This is a genomic window from Patescibacteria group bacterium (assembly GCA_026397045.1).
Classification (GTDB): Bacteria; Patescibacteriota; Saccharimonadia; order CAILAD01; family BJGX01; genus JAPLVO01.
The window spans coordinates 52,180-70,382 of the sequence record JAPLVO010000012.1 but is presented as its reverse complement, the minus strand read 5'-3'; the positions used below and the strand labels follow the sequence as shown (position 1 = coordinate 70,382).

Below are 18,203 nucleotides of genomic sequence, written 5' to 3'. Positions count from 1 at the left end.
CCTCCTTAAAACATAACTATTATAGCACATAATATTGAAAAATACGAGAGCTTTTAGAGTTTCAGATGCCTCGATATTGCCAGCCAGCTAGATATTGCCCCTATTAGTATGCCGAGGCCGTACATTGCTAGAATAATTAAGAGGAAGTTATTGCCAAAATATGTTACTGTCGAGGCGGCGTTGAACTTTTCCACTAAGAACTGCGATGCTGCTCGGCTGATGGGGATAATGGAAATAGCTGCTACTGTTGCCCCAAACACCCCATACATCGAACCCTCAACAATAAATGGACCCCTAATAAACCACTTGGTGGCACCAACCAACTTCATAATTTCGATTTCTTCTCTACGAGTGAATATGGCCATTCTGACGGTGTTAAATATTATCATTAAGGCGATTAGTAAAAACACGGCACTAAGCACTGCGCCGACACGCGTAACCCCGTTGCTGATACGGATTACACTCTCTATCACTCCCTGGCGATTCTCGTCCCTGCTATCGAGGCTGGTTTCGCTAATTATCTTGGCCTCGGGAAGGCTGCGAATTGTTTTATTGACTTCGGCGATGTTATCGAGCTGATTCAATTTGACTTCCAGGGAAGAAGGCAAGGGATTGCCTATCTCGAGAGCCGACTTGGCGAGTTTCTTACCTTCCTCACTGCTGTTTTCGAGCTTTTTGAGGGCATCGGCTTTAGATACAAACTCGACAGAGCTAACGCCTTGGGTCTGAAGAACTTTATTCTGCAGGGATAGGATCTGATCCTCGTTGGCTTCATCGGCTATAAATAGAGTTAGGTCGATTTTTTGGCGAACCTCCTTGAGCTGAGTTTGCACAAAAAATATGGAAAATGTGAAGAAGATCATGATAAGCAGGGTTACTGCCATCACCAATGTGGCTGCGCTACTTAGCCAGGCATTTCTGAAAGTGTTTCTAAAACCGCTCTTTAATACCCTCCAAAATGTAATCATAAGCTGTACTTCCCAACTTTTTCATCCTTAACCACTCGGCCCCTATTGATGGTTATGACTCGTTTTTTAAGGGCGTCGACTATTTCTTTGTTATGAGTTGTCAAAACTACGGTCGTACCGAATCGATTGATCTTCAGCAAAAGCTCTATGATATCCCAGGAGTTTTTGGGATCAAGATTGCCTGTCGGCTCATCGGCGATTAGAATCTTGGGATTGCGCACCAAGGCACGAGCAATTGCAGTTCGCTGTTTCTCGCCCCCAGAAATCTCGCCTGGGTAGTGATGGGCTTTTTCACTCAAGCCGACCAGCTGTAGGATCTTTGGCACAGCGCGTTTTATCTCGCTGCTACGCACTCCCGACACCTCTAGCGCGAACGATACATTTTCATAAACAGTAAGATTGGGCAATAACTTAAAATCCTGGAACACAACTCCGATGCGACGACGCAAATGAGGAATATTGGATCTATCTATGGTGTCGTAATCAATACTACCAACAATTATCTTGCCAGAAGTTGGCACTTCCTCTTTGATGAGGAGCCTTATAAGCGTGCTTTTGCCAGCACCTGATGGCCCAACGATAGTAACAAATTCTTTTGGCTGAATGTGTAGTGAAGCGCCTGACAGCGCCACCGTTTTATTTGGATAGATGACGGTAACTCGGTCGAGTAAAATCATATAATATCTATAATAACAAAAAAACTAACATTAATAAAGCTAATCCTTACCTACCTGGCTAACCAAATATGCTTCTATCAATGCCTCAATATTACCGTCCAGCACCGATTGGGTATCGCTGGTCTCGTAGCCGCTGCGATGGTCTTTGACCTTCTGATAAGGGTGCAATACATAGGATCGGATCTGGCTACCCCAATCGGCCGACTTGTTTGAGCCCTTCAGCAGGCTAATGTCATCAAGCCGTTGTACGCGGGCTAGCTCGGCCAGACGACTAGCCAAAATACTCATGGCCCGCTGTTTGTTTTTTAATTGCGAACGCTCGTTTTGAATCGCCACCACAGTGCCTGTGGGAATGTGCGTTATGCGCACCGCACTATCGGTGGTGTTAACACTCTGGCCGCCATTCCCGCTACTACGGTAGGTATCAATCTTGAGGTCTTTATCTGCGATTTTAACTTCTGATTCGGCAAGCTCGGGTATTACATCAACCAAAGCAAAGGAAGTCTGACGCAAGTTGCCCGAATTAAACGGACTTAGCCTAACTAGCCGGTGAACGCCCTTCTCGGATCGCAACTTACCATAAGCAAACGGCCCACTAAAGCGAATAGTAGCGCTTTTTATGCCAGCCTCATCCCCCACGCTTTCGTCTAGTAATTCGGCACTCAGCCCAGATACTTCAGCGAATCTCAAGTACATTCGCTCTAGCATCGCTGTCCAGTCGGCGGCATCTGTTCCTCCAACCCCAGCCGAGAGCTGCATGATGGCAGGATACTTATCGTGCTTTCCGCTTAGCTTTACTGTGATAAGTAGCTTTTCGGCTCGTCTTGATATATCGTCTGCTATGGCCTGGTATTCGGCCTGCTCGCTATCGTCTGAGACCTCCAGCAATTCAATGGTGGTTTTGATATCACTACTGATATCATCCCAGCTAGCCAAATACTGCTTTAGCCCAGCCGATTGTTTGGTTATAGTTTCGGCCCTAGATTGATCATTCCACAGATTCGGATCAGACATATCTTTTTCTAATTCAGCTAGCTTAAGCCTATCTTGATCCAAGCCAAGCTTGCTAATTGCTTCATCGATTTTGCTTTGCAGCTCTAATAATTGTTCGTAGATTTGTTTCATTATTCTATTATAGCCTTTATTGCCAGATAATAAAAAAGACCTCCTGAGAGGTCTTTTTTATTATTTAGTTTTTAGCGTTTACTAGCCTTGGAAAGGGCGTCAATGACATCCTTCCTGCTTTTTCGATACTTTAGAGCACCGATAGCCATCGCGCTAGAACCTATCACACCTACAAGACCGGCCTCGACACCTGTCTCTGGCAAAGTAGCCACAGCAGGAGTAGTCGGATTCACTGAAGGTACTGGAGGAACTGGAGGAACTGGTGGTTCTGGAGGTACTGGAGGTACTGGAGGTACTGGAACATCACTTAATGTAAAGTTCTTGCTACAAGCTGGGGCAGATTGGATCTGCTTACCTTCCTTGTCAAATACCTTCAGCTCTACCCTATAGTCGCCAGCCTCAGTGAATGTATATGCTTCCTTGACAGTGTTTGTCAATTCGGTAGATTCACTCACTACTGGGCTATTAGGCATTGGTACTGCAGTTTCGCCAGTAACCTTAGAAATATGATATTCATATTTTGAAGGGCTGATTGCACCGGCACCAGATTTCTCGGATGTGCCTACAAAAGTAGGCTTATTTGGTAGTATCGCATCTGCTGGCGAAAGTGTCACATCAAGATTCTTACAAATTAAGCCCGAAGGCACTTCGCAGTTAGTATCTTTAGTGGCTGTTACGCTAGCAGTGTCATTTATAACTGCCACACCCGATGCTTCGGCCTGTGCAGTGTTTACTATCTTCTTGGTTCCACATTCTTTCGGGGTAAAAGGGGTTGCTACGGTTGTTCTAAATCGGAAGAAGCCGTTAGAGCCTGCAGCGATATTACCCACGCCCACACCGCCTGCAAACAGGCCATTATCGGCGACTGCAATACCTTGCGGGTGGTTACCATCGAAGTTCATCACTGAGCCTGGAACTAATTTCAAATTAGCAGGCAAGGTGTCTCGTACCACACCATTAGTGATCATGGTTGTTCCGGTATTCTTGTACTCCACCAACCAACTAGTGGTAGGGGTAGAACTCGAATCGTTGAAATTAACATCAAGGTTTTCTTGCCAGTTTGTTGAGCCAGGAGTGGTTACCTTTTTCTGAACTGCAAGACTAGGGCCGTTGATCTTAACCTTCAAGGTTACGAAGGCATCAAATTCGAAACATCCTGGGAATAGACCGTTCATGGTCTGATAGCCAATTGGAGCCGAAGGGCTGTTGGCATTAAATTGGTTGTTGGTATTCACGATGCTATCTGGAAGCACAACACCGTTAGGGTTGGCGCCATTTGCTAATCGAGCTGAGCCCTTAACAAATTCCATGTTTACGGGGACAGCTGAGTTGAAATCAACTGAATCAGCTACCCAGCCTGGGTTGGTATTATCGGCGACGATATAGCCAAAGCTTCTAAGCTGAGTCGAGGTCGCAGTAGGCAAGAACACTTGCACACGGGCGTTCTTAGCAACACCTGGACCATTTAAATTGGTGCCATTAAGCCCTGGGGCCGCACCGTTGTGAATATACATACGCAAGGTGATTTCTTGGCCCGGAGCTACAGCAAGCTGATCTTTATAAGGTCCGCTTGTCTGATTGCCAGCGTCAAAAAATGCTCGCTCATCACCATAATTTGGTGTGTTAACCCAAGAATTAAATACTGGGTAGTCAAAAGCTGGAGTACTAGGACCAGCGTAGGTCTTAGTGGGCCTGTTGGCAGGCTCATATCCAGCTATTGCGGTTATTGGCGCAATTACAGCAGCCACTATAGCTGCGGAAAGTATTGCCAATTTTGCAAATGCTTTAAGTTTCATAAGTTTACTCCTTTTAAAACAAGATTAATTAAATAATATTTATAGGGACGGTTCTGTCAGGAATGATAGTTCTAGCGATATTTGGCTTTCAATGATCAAAGGCTATGTACGGTAATGAATAATACCACTTTTTGTTAGATATGTCAATACTATTTATACCATTAGCTTTTTAGCAGGGATTCAACCCTGAACTCAGATAGCCCTCAAGCTGAGTTCAAGTTTGAAATTTGGGTTGGTGGCTGAGGGTTTTACCCCTCAGCCACCGGGTTCTCAGCCCGGGATATCTCCCGGACTGAGGTTCTGGGTCGGTGGTGGCGGTGCCGTTGTCGATGGCAGAGCCACCACCGAAGTTGGCACCGGCGCCGGTGCCACCCAGGTGGGCGGCGGCGGATCTGATGGCGAATAGCCATCATTTCCGTGGTTGATTGCTCCACCGTTGCCGGGGGAGCCACCTGACCCCGGAATCCCAGTACAGCTTACACCGACATTGTCGATGCAGGCTGCGGGGGCGGTATCCGGCCCTTTGCACACCGTGGGCGGGCAAGTGGTCGGTGGTGCCGTGGTCGGCGGTGCCGTTGTCGGTGGCGGGCCAGGCGGTGGTGGGTTTGGGCCACTTGGCGTGACCTTTCCACCTTTTCCTGGCGCCGTTGTCGGCGGCGGGCCTGGAATGCCGGCAAAAACAGGCTCGACGGGTTGATACCCGCAATCGAGCTTGTAGTTATCGACATAACCATCGGCGTAGGTGAATCTAAGCACACGATACTCCGGCCGGTCCACGGCATCTTGGTAGATACCGGGGATAGGGGTGTTGACCATGTAGAGCGTGCGGTAAGGCTCGCTCATCTTCACAATCTCCACCTTCACGGCCGTGGCCTGGCGGCCCTCGATAGCAAGGACATTTAATGCCCAAGCCTCTCGGTTGGCTACGAGCCCTTCAGTGATCGCCAGTCGTTCCTCCGGAGAGGTATACTGGCGATCAGAGTACTGACGGAGTGCCATCGTCAGCGCCGGATCGACGCAGATCCGGTTGTGTAGGTCCGCAAGGACCTGCTGGACATCACCGTCCGGCGCAGCCGGGCCGAAATGGTTCACTTCGGCTGGCAAGTCGTGCCGGAAGTAATGCACCTGGCTGGTGCACTCCCCCGGCAATACCGTTGTGGTGGTGGTTGTTGTAGGCGTTGCCTGCCCATTGCCCCCTAAAAGGAACAACAGGAAAAACAAAACGAAGATAAAACCACCCATAACCCCAAACAGGGTTCTCTTCTTTGATGTCATGGTACTAGCTCCTTTCGAGAGCAAGGGGACATTGGAAAATGTGTTTTAGAAACACCTACTTGCCACCAGGTTGTCCTATAGACCTGATAACAATGCAGTTGGTTCAAAAAGTTGTGGTGCGTGCGGAGGGATAAATCCCCCTGCACGCACCAGTGCCGTTCACGGGTTAAGCTGGCCGGCGTTGGCCGGACTGGGCAAGGCCCGGACAGGCTGTTGAACCTGTTCTTCCTCCACCGCCACGGCAGGCGGGTTTTGGCGTTTTGGTTGCGGATTGCTGTTACTCATCAAATCGATGATCAAGCAAACTACGGTCATACCAACTATGAAGGCTACGCCTCCACCGATGATATTGCCCGTTAATGCATCAAACTGCGGGTGGTCCCGCCAAAGAATTTCTTGGCCGTCCATCCACACCCGGGCGTTGTTGCCAACTGTGGACTTGATCCACAGGCTGAGGAAAAGCCAGCCAGCCACAGCCGCCACCCCAATCAGCAGCGTAAAAAGAGGGTTGCTGAGCGTGTCAACCCTTTTTTCAAGCCGGTTAACACGCTGTACGGTGGCATCGTGCTGGTCGGCCAGCCCCCCGATCCTAGCGGTGAGCCTCTCGTAGAGACTCAAAACTCGGTCGAACCTCCTTTCAACCTCGTCGTCCACGGCGCACTGCGCAAGCAGTGCACTATGATGACGCGCTGCCGCGTCTTCTAGCTCTCCTAGGAGAGCATCGACTTCTTTTGACGTACGGGCCATCACTGGCCCTCCTTTCTAAAAAACTACTACTCCCGCGATTTACGGGAATCATTTGCAAAGATACTATAAAATAAGCATTTTGTCAATAGTTTTGTTAGGATAAAGCTTGTGTTTAAGCCGCAGCTTCAAGATCGGGGAAGACTTCATTGATTCCGCCAGAAAAAACTCTTCCGAGATCAGTTCGGGCCATATAATTGCGCAATCCAGATTTACGATAACCGCGGAGGTAGCTATATAGCTTAGAAGCATCAACAACTGAAACTCTTACTTCACCGTTCGAAACCTCTATAGTCGCATCTATTCGCATGGCCTCCACCGCCCTACCAGCTATTTCTACATCAGTTGGCATACGCATGCCTTCATGGTAGGTGGTGTTGTCGGATATAATGCGATACTCCTCAAGTGTTTGTTCTATAAACCTCGATAGCTCAGCTTCAAATAGCCTTCGTGCTCTTTTTTGGCGAGTTTTATTAATCAGCCTGGGCTCTTCGCTTAAAAGTAGATCGTAATTTATACCATCCTCTATCTCCGCTCCTTCGCGAGCGGCATCCTTAGGTCCAAAGCTGAGCTTCGACCATTGAGCTGCTGGCGGATATCCCTGGTTGAAAACAGTTATACCTCGTCTGGAATCAGTATAAACAACATTGTCCCCTCCATAAAATCCAACTCCAGTAAACTTATCAGAGCCACGGCGGGCCATCTTAATTGTCCTCCCAAGCACGACATCTTCGGCCTTAACGCTACCCTCATCGTATCCACCAACGCCAGCATACATTGAAGCTTTAAATGCGAAGTTAGCGCCAGGGTAACGATACCTAGCCTGCCTCCCCGAGCCTGGCGACGGATGTCTATCGATAAGATCGAGCATCTGCATGAACTTAACGCCCATATGATACAACGGGGACTCTATATTTGTAGTGGGGTCCCATTCTAAGCGCCCCGACAGACCATCGGCGGCCTGTACCTCGGTTTGTTCTAGTATTGTTGCTATGTAGGAAGCGCCCAAACCTTTGCAATCAGCATCGTTACTAACCACGACTAAATCCTGATCGACCGTGCGTCTACTCTGGCGCAAGAGTGTTAAGTCGGTCATGTCTCTCCTAATTCTACCTATTCTTGCTTGCTCGGGTGGATACTCTCGTTGAATCACCCTGATCGGAACATTCGGATATTGGGACTTAAATCTTTCAATTTCGCTTAATGTTTCATCCCACTCTAAGTCGGTAGGCTTATTTACAAACAACACAATCTCAAATTTCCCAGGATCTAGAGGGTTACCTTCTGTATCTAGTTGTTTAGAATACCATTGTAATGTTTTGTAAATATTCTTACCTTCCTGAGCACCATTAACCGGGATTGCTACAGCTATTTCGCAAGTATTACTCATAGCCTCGGTCTGCTCGGCTAAATCTTCCAGCGCTTCTCTGCGCTCCGGATCCATACCAGCTAAATAGCCCTCAATCTCCTCTCGAGGATCAAGTACAGCATCGGGATTATTGCGTAACCGTTCTGAGAAACGCCTATGTATCCGATCTTCGTCTTCAGGGCTAAACTCGCCAGACTGATATCCAAAATATGGAGACTCCAAATATGGTTCATGGACACCACGAGGGATAACTTCGTCTAATGGCCTACGAGGCAATGGCGCTGCGATAGGTATAAAAGGCGCTCGGAAGTCGCTGCCTGGAATATAGGTCTCTTTTGGAACAAGCAGAGTAGTTTGGTACACTGGCGTACTGATATTTTCTGTTATTAATACAGTGCCAGGAGGGTTATTACCGACCTGAGTAGCAAGTATTTGAAAGCTTTGGGATCCATCGGCGGTTGGTCCACCCGGGGTTGCTATTTCTAAAAACCCCGAATCCAGCTTAACTTGACCAATACCAGTGGCAGTTGGATCTACCTTAAATAAGTTATAAAGATCCGAACCCTTAGGTATTACGGTTGTACCATCGGGGGAGACATCTAGGACAACTGCCGAGCTCTGGTTGCCCTTATCTGGTGTCATTAATATTTTAAGCCGCCCCGCTAGCTGCTCGGAATGTGCCGCCACGCTTTCGCCCTGGCCAAACGAGCCCGTGTCGGTGAGCCGGTTGGTGGCTACAACTATATCGCCATTTTCGGAAAGTTTGAAATCCCCCCTAAGCTCATTAAGATCAAATCTAGTTGTGTCGTTATTTTTCCATACTTCTCTTGAAATTTGCTGGAACCTTTCGGGTTTAAGCCTAACAAACTCATCGTAAGACACCTCTCTGGTAGATACAAAATCATGCATCACGACTGTTTGCTCGACCCCTATTCCCTTAGCATCTAGTAGCGCGATACTTTCTGGCGATAACCCGCCATCGGCCTTCGGCACTAGCCCGTCCACAATATGTTTGCCATTTCCATCCAGAATCGAGGTGCCTTGTATCGTATACCCTTTAGGCATATTTATTGTGTCCCCCTTAAAACTATAGGTGGTGGGGTCATTGGCCAGATTGCCTGCTGTAACAGTTTTACCATCAATTTGATGGCTAAAATGCTCGCTCATCTGTGCCGATATATAGCTACCAGCACCTGCGAAGCCAGCAGTAGCAAGACCCCTCATAAATGCCCGCTTCCTGGTTAGCTTACCGAAAACTTTGTCTCTGTCGGTTATCTCATTAGAGCTTAAGTCCGCCTTGGATAGTTCCGTAAGTGCAGCGATTTTTTCATCAAAATTTCTGCCTGCAATATTTGGCAATTCATCTGGATGGTTGGAATAGTAATTTCTGAGTAATATTTCAGCTTCGGCTCTAGCCACCATCAATAACGACTTTTCGGACTCAATCATGTCCTCGGAGGAATACTTTATTAGATCTATCGAAGATTCGTCGCCGATACTCTGATTGGTTCTGAGGGCAACCAAACTTGCTAGAATTTCTCTGGCCTCGGATGATGATAAGGTCGCCGGATCATCCGGTGTTAATCTGGAGAAGTCATCGAGTACATCTCTGGCAGATACCATTTCGTAGAGTGAGGCATCGACTTCGGTAGATCGAGGAGCCGTATCGCTGTCATTGGCTACTTCGGATTGGCCCGAGGCTATCTGATACATTCTTAAGGCCCGCTCTTGGCGCAAGGTGGTGCGTTCTCTCGCCGCGGCAAACAAACCAGCTGAGCCTGCAACTAAGGCGATACCGACAGGACCACCTACCAGCGCCCCCGCGACATACCTAGATCCTTTGCTACGAGCCAGGTAACCTGCCGTATTAACAACTACTCCTACTGCTATAGCTATTGTTGCCTCATTTACTATCAAGGCTTTGAACCGACTATTGGTGAGTTTTTCCATAATTCTATCTGTGGCTGTCTTGTGGGCTTCGGAGTTTACGCCAAGTGTGACTTCGCCACCTTTAAGCTGATAGGCGGCATCGATAGCGGCAAGCCCAGATTCGTGCTCGACGGCGATGGTTATCCTATCGTACATCTCTTCAAGATTTTTAAGCATGTGGACTTCTTGATCGGAACCTCCTTTTAGCCAGGGGGCTTCTGCCAATATACGCCTGGCGTCATTGAGTGTGGAATCCCTGTCTGTAGTTCCTTCAATACCCTGCTGAAAAACTACATTCAAAGCGTCCTTAACTGCTCTGACTTCAGAGTTGTCTTCGCCGAGCAGTCTTTCGCCATTTTGCAAGAAGTCCTCCCCAAGGTCTAATCGCTTAGCCACATCCCCAGCTAAAGCGTCGTGGAAATCGACTCCTTCGGAGGCTTCTAGGTGCCCTTTCGCGTATCTCTGCCGGGTGGCTTCTCTGGTTACTGTGCTTCTGGCTATATATTTAAAAGCCTTAATTGGATGACGAAATGTCGATCTAACCCCTTTTGCTGCTGTCTGAACCAGCCTTGCGAATCTGCTGTCTGATGGGTTTTTTGGCTCAAACAGTTCCTTTCGAATTTCCTGAAGCTCTTTATCTACCTGCTCATCTGCTTTCAATAAGGACAAGGCCTTGTCTGTTTCAGTGGTGTCCAATGAGTACAATATGATAGGCCCTTGGTCTGGGGACGGCGAAGGAGGCTCAGGCTCTTCAACTGGTTCCTGTGGAGGATTATCGATGGGGCCCTCAGTAGGAGGCTTGGCTGGATCTTTGATATCATCAAATCTATAGGTTTCCGAATCCATGCCGCCACCCAGGACCGGATCGGTTTCGTCGTATGGCCTGAAATTTAGCGCAGGTTCGCCTGTGGGCGCTACAGCAGGACTAGCAATCGAGCCGGGGCGGAGCATAGCAGGGTCCGTATCGCCAGAAATTGCAAAAACAAGTTCCGTTTCCACATTTTGCAAAACCAACCCTGGGGGGTCTGCAATCGTATTTGTCAAAACGAAATATTCACCCTCATTGCCTGCACCTGAAGTATAGAACACGGTATCGCCTTTATTGTATGATTGGCCCGCAATGACGACGGTTTCACTGCTGTCGAGCTCTAAGCTAAGTGATTCTATGAGGCTTGTATACGGGCTTTCTAGAGCGTCAGCTACTGTAAGCGGATCAAGGATAGTTGGCGTCGGGGCGTTAGTTTCGGAGGTTGCATCAGGAACCGTCATTTTATCGGATGCGAGGCTGGGGAGTCGCCATCTGAGATTCGGATCATCGTTGTTCCCAGGTTCAAATGGCTGCGCATTTTCCAGCACGAAATTAAGGTCTTGCAGCCTTTTGGTTTCCGCAGCTGGTAGATCGCTGTCTTGTGAGTCTAGGCTGCGGAGATGTTTATCGAGCCTGTTGCGTTCTCTTGTCAAGGCACCCTTCTGCTGCGGGCTCAAAAGATTTGTATCCCCTTTACGGTCCTGGGCCTCTTCAAAACTCAAGCCGAATAGCCGCTGGTAATAATCATCTATCGTCTCATCAGCCCTTGGGCTTGGCTCCGTCAGCGCTTGGAGCTGCGGTGAAGCTGACTGTTCGGCCTGGGCGGGAGCTTCTGGCTGGCTGGGTGCAGGGGCAGGTTCGGGTGCAAGAGCTTCTTGCTTTTTGGGTTGAGGTGCAGGAGCTTCTGGCTTACTGCGCTGAGGCGTGGGTTCGTCTGCAGAAGAACGGCTGGCTGTAGAGGACTTGTTGGTATTCTTCCATTCGGGCATTCGTTTTATATCAGAACTCCTCGCTGGTTCTTTCCGTGGCCTCCCTGGTCGCTTTTCTGATGTTGATCCTGCAAGATCGCTGCCGTCGGGATTGCCCAGAGCTGTAGGGGTAATACCGTCAAGTGAAGGCGTGCTGCCAACTTTAGATTTTCCGGTGAGACCCTCATAAGGACTTGGAGATAAGGGGCTGGAATATGAGGGGCTGGGGGATGAGAGTTTATTAGGCAAAATACTTATACCTTACAAACCTAAGTATATTTTACGGAAATTAAAGTAGGCTTCAGTGAGTTTTGGTGCCAACTCTGGAACATTATCTTCGATAAAAGCCTGGATTTCGGAAGGTTTGGGTGAGGAATCGATAAGCTTCTCAAAATCAAATAGTTTTTCGGCAGGGATGTTTTCGACTATGGTTTTATTGGTAACCTGGACAAGTCTATCTACCAGGTCCTCTCTCATCTGGACAATAGTTTCTTCGTCGATATTATAGAGGGGCTTTTCTTCGAGTAAGTTTTCTGCGAAGATCTCGAGCTGAACCGAACTTACCCTATCCTTAGTTTTATCTTTCATTAACCCTCCTTAAGTAGTTATGTTTATAATACTAAATACCTTATAAATAATCAATAGCTATCAGGAGCTATTTACGCCTTTTTTTCTTGTTTTTAGATTTTTTACGCATAGGCTTTAATTCGGGCTGCCTGATGGGGCGCTTTATTTGAGTCCTGACATTACCCGCTTGAGATTGTTTTTTAATGGAACTCTCCATGTTGGCATTAGCCATCTCGGCTCCTGAGGTTATTTCGGTATCAACGGCCTCGGCATGCTCCGGCTGCTTGCGTATATCTACCTTCGGCAAAGTGGTAACTACTTCAGAAATAATCGAGGCCTGGAGCCTGGTAAATAGCCCAAATGCCTCTGCCTTGTATTCGACAAGAGGGTCGCGCTGGCCGTAGCCGCGCAAACCAATTCCCTCGCGCAGATGATCCATTGTCTCGAGGTGATCGAGCCAAGCACTGTCGATGGTTCTTAAAAAAACTAGCCTAAGGATAACTGCCAGGACATCTTCACCGACATCCTTTCCGCGCTGATCGAGGATATTTCCGACTCTCGCCACAAGGTCTTTGGTGATCAGATCCGGGACTTTGGTATCAATTTTGCTGGACCAATCGTCTGGCAAGGGGCTAATCATAGCTGCCGATGCCTGAACTTGAACCAGATCCACAGAGCCTGTCTTGGGATTGGTGTTAGCGCTCACGATATCGCCAAACTCCTGCGAGTACATGGACTCTGCTTCGGCTCTGAGGTCCTTGCCCTCCAGGTACTTGCGGCGCTTGGCATAGATGATCTCGCGCTGGGAGTTCATTACATCATCGTATTCCACCAAATGCTTACGGGCATCGAAGTTCTGGCCCTCAACTCGTTTTTGAGCTGTTTCGAGCGACTTAGATATAACACTATTCTCTATTGGCATGTCGTCTGGCAAATTCAAGCCTGACATCAGTGAGCCAATTCGTTCTCCACCAAATATTCGCATAAGATCATCCTCAACACTAACAAAAAACTGGCTCGATCCTGGATCGCCCTGCCGCCCAGCCCTACCCCGGAGCTGATTATCAATGCGCCTAGATTCATGGCGCTCTGTGCCTATTACATGCAGCCCACCTAGCTCCTTGACTCCTTCGCCTAGCACTATATCGGTCCCGCGGCCTGCGATGTTGGTGGCCAAGGTGACAGACTTTTGCTGGCCCGCCAAAGCCACAATTTCGGCTTCTCTCTCATTGTTTTTGGCATTTAGTAGCTCATGGGCGATACCCGCCTTAGATAGTAGCTGGCTCATTATTTCGTTCTTTTCAATACTAGAAGTACCCAGCAGTACGGGCTGACCTTTAGCGATCCTAACCCTGACTTCCTCAACTACAGCAGCAAACTTGGTAGCCTCGGATTTATAAATACGGTCTTTGAGGTCGGTTCTTATCATGGTCCTATGGGTAGGAATTCGGGTAACTTCGAGCTTGTATATTTTTGCGAACTCTTCGGCCTCGGTCTGGGCAGTACCTGTCATCCCAGATAGCTTACCGTAAAGCCTGAAGTAATTCTGGAAGGTGATCGTGGCTAAGGTCTGGGATTCTGCCTGGACAATCACGCCTTCTTTGGCTTCAATAGCCTGGTGTAGACCCTCCGAGTAGCGACGGCCTGCCAATAGCCTACCGGTGAACTCATCGACAATAACTATCTCGCCCTCACTAACCACATAATCTTTGTCTTTCACGAATAAAGCCTCGGCCTTAAGACTCTGCTCGATGTGGTGTACATATTCGATGTGCTCGGCATCGTAGACATTTTCCACACCTAGATCGACTTCTATCTGGGTGATGCCTTTGGGGGTTAGGCTCACGGCCTTCTGTTTTTCATCTACGGTGTAATCTGTATCCCGCTTGAGTTTGGTAGCGAGCTTAGCGAAAGACTGATATCGCTCAGTGCTTTTGCCTGCGGGCTGAGAAATAATAAGTGGCGTACGGGCTTCATCTATCAAGATAGAATCTACTTCGTCGACTATCGCATAGTTTAGCTTTCGCTGTGAACATTGATCTAAATCCGAAACCATATTATCGCGCAAGTAATCAAAACCATACTCGTTATTTGTGCCATAAGTGATATCGGCTCGATAAGCCTCTTGCTTGGTGATAGGCCTAAGGTGCCATAGGCGTGGATCGTGGTGGGACTCGTCGCTGAAGTCTGGATCGAACAAAAATGCTCCCTGTGGCAAAACAACGGCCGAAGAAAGCCCCAAAGAATGATATATTTCACCCATCCAGCCTACACCGATCCTGGCCAAATAGTCGTTAACGGTAACCAAATGAGCGCCCTTGCCTTCCAGGGCATTTAGATACAAAGCTAGCGTTGCAACCAAGGTCTTGCCCTCTCCAGTACGCATTTCGGCGATTTTACCTTCATGCAAAACAATCCCGCCGATGAGCTGTACATCGAAGTGTCTTTGGCCTAGCCGGCGCCTTGAAGCCTCACGAACTACAGCAAAGGCTTCTGGTAGGATATCATCCAGAGTTTCCTGTTTGCCAAGCCTCTTTTTAAACTCAGCCGTCTTGGCTGTTAGCTGCTTATCAGTCAGGGCTTTGGTATTAGCTTCTAAGGCATTAATCTTATCGACTATTAATCGATCTTTTTTGATTTCCCGCTCGTTTGGGTCACCAAATATTTTGGTTATAAATGACATAATTTATATTATACAGGAGTCGCTTGGTTAGTGCGATCTGATTTTATCAAACAGCTCTTTAATGCCGATGCGACGAGGTTTTTGCTTTTCCTTATACTTCCGTATTTGGATTTTTAACTTTTGTTCCACGATATCAATGGCCGAATGTGGGTTTATGGTGGCAGTCTCGGCCACTAGATCTGGCCCCTGCACTTTTAGAACGGCGATGACCTTATAGCGATTATCTTCCTTGCCTGATGGGTCCTTTAATATTTCTACGCTCATGCCCTGGTTGATATGGCCGCGAGGCAAATATTTATCTAATCCTCCGAGCTTTCGCTCGACATACTTCTTGATTTCTGGTTCAATCTCAAATTTACGCCCTGTTAGCTGGATCTTTATCATGAGGACCTCCTTTATTAATTAAAGTTCATTGGCTCCAAAATACTTCGCCAAGGCTTTTGGTAATTTGATTCTACCATCAGCCTGTTGGAAGTTCTCCAGGATAGCTTTTAATATCCGGCCCATTGCAAAGGCCGTGGCATCGTTGGTGTGAACGAACTCGGACTCGCCGCTTTCGAGCTTCACTTTGGTATTCAAGCTCCTTGCCTGGTAGTCTGTCATGTAGTCAGCAGTGTGAGTTTCGCGATATTTGTTTTGGGTAGGGACCCAGGTATCGATATCAACCCCTTGGGCATTTGGCCTACCAATATCGGCTGAACATTTTTGTATTACCTGATAAGGCAATTCCAATTGCTGCAATAAATACTCTTGAAGCGCTACCAGAAGCTTATGTTCTTCTTGGCCGGTGTCAGCTGTTGAAAATATTTCCATTTCGAGCTTATCGAATTGATGCATCCTAAATAGCCCTTCACTGTCTTTACCATAGCTGCCGGCTTCGCGCCGGAAGCTAGTGGAATAGCCAAGCATTCTTATGGGCAGATCCTTATGAGAGATTTTTTCATTCATATACATAGTACACAAGCTATGCTCAGCACTTGCATTTAGCCAAAGTTCGTCGTTTTCTAGCTTATAGGTGACTTCTTCGCTATCGAGCCTTCCGGATGCCATATATGGCTCGGTTTTTATTAAGTATGGTGGCAGCACTGGTACAAATGGAGTGGGCTTTATATTAAGGCCCTGCGTTTTGATTATTTCTTTAATGACTATTTCGTCGGTTAGTATATCCATCACCATTTCGATGAGGGAAAACTGCAACCGAACAATTTTACCTTTTAGATAGGCGAATCTGGCCCCAGCCACTTTTGCAGCCCTCTGCTTGTCAATAAAGCCGTGTAATTCGCCAAGCTCTTCATCGCTTTTAGGCTTGAAATCAAATTCAGGCTTAGTCCCGACTGTCTTTAGGACGACATTATCGTTTTCTGATTTTCCGATAGGGACTTCTTTGAGCGCCATATTTGGTACTACTCTGAGCTTTAAGTTCAATTTTTCCTCGATGACGGCCAATTCGCTCTCTAACCCAGCCAATTCTGTTCGAATAGCCTTGGCTTCAGAGATTGTATCTGAAGTTTGGTCTTTAGATTTAGACAAGTCGTTGCGCCGCTCGCGCAGAGTTTCGGTTTTAAGAATAAGATCTCGACGGTTCTCATCCAAATCAAGGATGGACGCAATATCGATTTCGTAGCCCTTATTTATTGCATTTTGCTTAACGGCCTCTGGATCTTTTCTGATAAATCGTATGTCTAACATAGCTTAATTATACTACCCTTTTAGTGCAATTCTATTTAATACGAAGTCTTTGTCTAGGCTAGAAAGGAAAAAGCCAACTTTCGGCCCCTGGTCTTTATTTAAAAATAGCCTATAAATAAGCTTAAATGCTTCAGCTGGCTTCAAATCAGATGCCATAGCGCTGTCATAAACTGCCTTGTGGATTTCATCGGCCTGCATGGATGAAGGCTTAATTTTATCGAGTAACCCAGCCAAGAACTGATGTTGAGCCTTACTAATTTCAAGTTCTGGCAGCTTCTTTTGTATTTCAAATTTAATATTTTCCGGGGCATAACGATCTATCCAATTCTTGACATACTTTAATTCGCGCAGTATGGATTCAGATTGGGTCTGTACGGCAGCCTTATGGCCAGTGCGCTCGAGCATCTCCAGAATAACAACAGCTTCTCCTCTGGCAGTCTGGTAGAGGGTCACGATATGAGAGAAGGGCACAGTGCTAACAACATGCTGATCGCCAGATAAGCTGGCTATCTGCCAGGCTCGCTTAAAAGCTGGCTCTTCGCCTGCTAAGGTGGCTGATTCAGTTTTGGCGTATTCATCCATTAATGTATAGAGGCCCAGCCCGGGGTCGAAGCCAAGCTGCTTTTCGGGGCGGCTCTTGAAAGTGAAGTATCTGAGCACCTCTGGCGGAATAATTTCTAGAGAATCTATCAGGCTTACTAAATTACCAAGAGAGGAGCTCATCTTTTTAGACTCCCCTTTGAGGTTGATTGTGTCATAGGGCACGGGTATTGGCGCATCGATAGCAAATATTTCTTTGGCTAAAACCACCCCAGTATCATAGCTTCCCCCTTTAGTGGCATGCTCCCTTCCAAAACCCTCGATCATAACGCCATAGAGTTTCCAGCGAGCTGTCCAATCTAGCCGCCAATCCAGCTTAATCTGGCCCTTGCTGGCATCTGCGAAATATTCATTTTGATCTTCCCCTAAGTAATGAGCTTTTTGGGTGTCATGGTCGTAACCTATAAACTTAGCGGTATTGAGCTTGCCTGTTGATTGATCGAGAATCTGAATAGGCTGCCAATCTTCTGATACTTCCCGACCACTAATATCAAAAAGAATCTTGGCGATTTCGTCGCGCTTTCTAAGGCAAAGCCCAATGGCATCTGAAAATACACCAGATTCATAGAGTTCGTTGGTCCAGATTATCTCCATTTCAATCCCCAGCTTTTTAGCGCTCTTTTGATAATCTGAAAAGTACTGCTTAGCATAATTTTCAGATTTACCATCTGGTGCCGGGACTTTGTATAGTGGCTTGCCGGCTTCTTGTTCGTATGATTCTGGGAGATATGGGTAGCGTTTGCGCAGGGTATCGTGGGCGTCCACGAAGTGCAAGTGCCGGACTTGCCTTCCAGCCTCGCGCAACCCGCGATAAATTGAGTCGGCTGTGAGTATCTCTCGGCCATGACCAACATGATACGGACCCGATGGAGATATACCACTAGATACAATCAGCTCGCCTGTTGGGTGGGCCGTGATTATCCTTGATATTAATATATCTAGCCAATAGTTACTCTGGTTATTATCGTTCATAGTTTTTAATTATACCCGACTATGGGCCAACAA

The 18,203-nt window shown here is 47.4% G+C and carries 12 protein-coding genes; all 12 read right to left on the bottom strand.

All coding sequences use genetic code 11. From position 1 onward, the window contains the following. Positions 1 to 53 precede the first annotated feature (53 nt). The 12 genes from NT111_02520 to lysS all read right to left on the bottom strand — a co-directional run bounded on the left by NT111_02520 (position 54) and on the right by lysS (position 18,170). Positions 54 to 968 carry a permease-like cell division protein FtsX gene (locus NT111_02520; GenBank protein ID MCX6804863.1) on the bottom strand — a complete coding sequence of 305 codons (915 nt, stop codon included), beginning with the start codon at positions 966 to 968 and terminating at the stop codon, positions 54 to 56. Next, a complete protein-coding gene (ftsE, locus tag NT111_02515) occupies positions 965 to 1,645 on the bottom strand; it encodes a cell division ATP-binding protein FtsE (GenBank protein MCX6804862.1) in 681 nt (226 codons plus the stop codon). The genes NT111_02520 and ftsE overlap by 4 nt, the downstream gene beginning before the upstream one ends. A gap of 39 nt (positions 1,646 to 1,684) precedes the next feature. Further along, positions 1,685 to 2,770: a peptide chain release factor 2 gene (prfB, locus tag NT111_02510; GenBank protein MCX6804861.1), complete on the bottom strand. Its 1,086-nt coding sequence runs from the start codon at positions 2,768 to 2,770 to the stop codon at positions 1,685 to 1,687. Between the two features lie 71 nt (positions 2,771 to 2,841). After that, positions 2,842 to 4,566, bottom strand: coding sequence for a hypothetical protein (locus NT111_02505; protein ID MCX6804860.1), 1,725 nt, complete (start codon positions 4,564 to 4,566; stop codon positions 2,842 to 2,844). A gap of 270 nt (positions 4,567 to 4,836) precedes the next feature. After that, complete coding sequence (locus tag NT111_02500; protein ID MCX6804859.1) at positions 4,837 to 5,322, bottom strand: hypothetical protein; 486 nt, start codon at positions 5,320 to 5,322, stop codon at positions 4,837 to 4,839. Positions 5,323 to 6,000: 678 nt separating this feature from the next. Beyond that, entirely contained in the window at positions 6,001 to 6,588 is a 588-nt protein-coding gene (locus NT111_02495; protein ID MCX6804858.1) for a hypothetical protein, read from the bottom strand. Between the two features lie 112 nt (positions 6,589 to 6,700). Beyond that, the gene (locus NT111_02490) at positions 6,701 to 11,908 is read right to left on the bottom strand and encodes a hypothetical protein (protein MCX6804857.1); all 5,208 of its coding nucleotides are present in this window, start codon (positions 11,906 to 11,908) and stop codon (positions 6,701 to 6,703) included. A gap of 12 nt (positions 11,909 to 11,920) precedes the next feature. Continuing rightward, positions 11,921 to 12,247: a hypothetical protein gene (locus NT111_02485; GenBank protein MCX6804856.1), complete on the bottom strand. Its 327-nt coding sequence runs from the start codon at positions 12,245 to 12,247 to the stop codon at positions 11,921 to 11,923. A 67-nt stretch (positions 12,248 to 12,314) separates the two neighbouring features. Then, complete coding sequence (secA, locus tag NT111_02480) at positions 12,315 to 14,909, bottom strand: preprotein translocase subunit SecA (GenBank protein ID MCX6804855.1); 2,595 nt, start codon at positions 14,907 to 14,909, stop codon at positions 12,315 to 12,317. Between the two features lie 27 nt (positions 14,910 to 14,936). Further along, positions 14,937 to 15,293, bottom strand: a complete 357-nt coding sequence (raiA, locus tag NT111_02475; protein MCX6804854.1) for a ribosome-associated translation inhibitor RaiA — start codon at positions 15,291 to 15,293, stop codon at positions 14,937 to 14,939. Positions 15,294 to 15,311: 18 nt separating this feature from the next. Beyond that, positions 15,312 to 16,598, bottom strand: a complete 1,287-nt coding sequence (serS, locus tag NT111_02470; protein ID MCX6804853.1) for a serine--tRNA ligase — start codon at positions 16,596 to 16,598, stop codon at positions 15,312 to 15,314. Positions 16,599 to 16,610: 12 nt separating this feature from the next. Further along, a complete protein-coding gene (lysS, locus tag NT111_02465; protein MCX6804852.1) occupies positions 16,611 to 18,170 on the bottom strand; it encodes a lysine--tRNA ligase in 1,560 nt (519 codons plus the stop codon). Positions 18,171 to 18,203 lie beyond the last annotated feature (33 nt).

Coding starts and splice junctions, on each gene's coding strand:
- prfB (MCX6804861.1), bottom strand. CDS start 2,770: ATGAAACAAATCTACGAACAATTATTAGAGCTGCAAAGCAAAATCGAT.
- secA (MCX6804855.1), bottom strand. CDS start 14,909: ATGTCATTTATAACCAAAATATTTGGTGACCCAAACGAGCGGGAAATC.
- lysS (MCX6804852.1), bottom strand. CDS start 18,170: ATGAACGATAATAACCAGAGTAACTATTGGCTAGATATATTAATATCA.
- raiA (MCX6804854.1), bottom strand. CDS start 15,293: ATGATAAAGATCCAGCTAACAGGGCGTAAATTTGAGATTGAACCAGAA.
- NT111_02520 (MCX6804863.1), bottom strand. CDS start 968: ATGATTACATTTTGGAGGGTATTAAAGAGCGGTTTTAGAAACACTTTC.
- serS (MCX6804853.1), bottom strand. CDS start 16,598: ATGTTAGACATACGATTTATCAGAAAAGATCCAGAGGCCGTTAAGCAA.
- ftsE (MCX6804862.1), bottom strand. CDS start 1,645: ATGATTTTACTCGACCGAGTTACCGTCATCTATCCAAATAAAACGGTG.
- NT111_02495 (MCX6804858.1), bottom strand. CDS start 6,588: ATGGCCCGTACGTCAAAAGAAGTCGATGCTCTCCTAGGAGAGCTAGAA.
- NT111_02505 (MCX6804860.1), bottom strand. CDS start 4,566: ATGAAACTTAAAGCATTTGCAAAATTGGCAATACTTTCCGCAGCTATA.
- NT111_02485 (MCX6804856.1), bottom strand. CDS start 12,247: ATGAAAGATAAAACTAAGGATAGGGTAAGTTCGGTTCAGCTCGAGATC.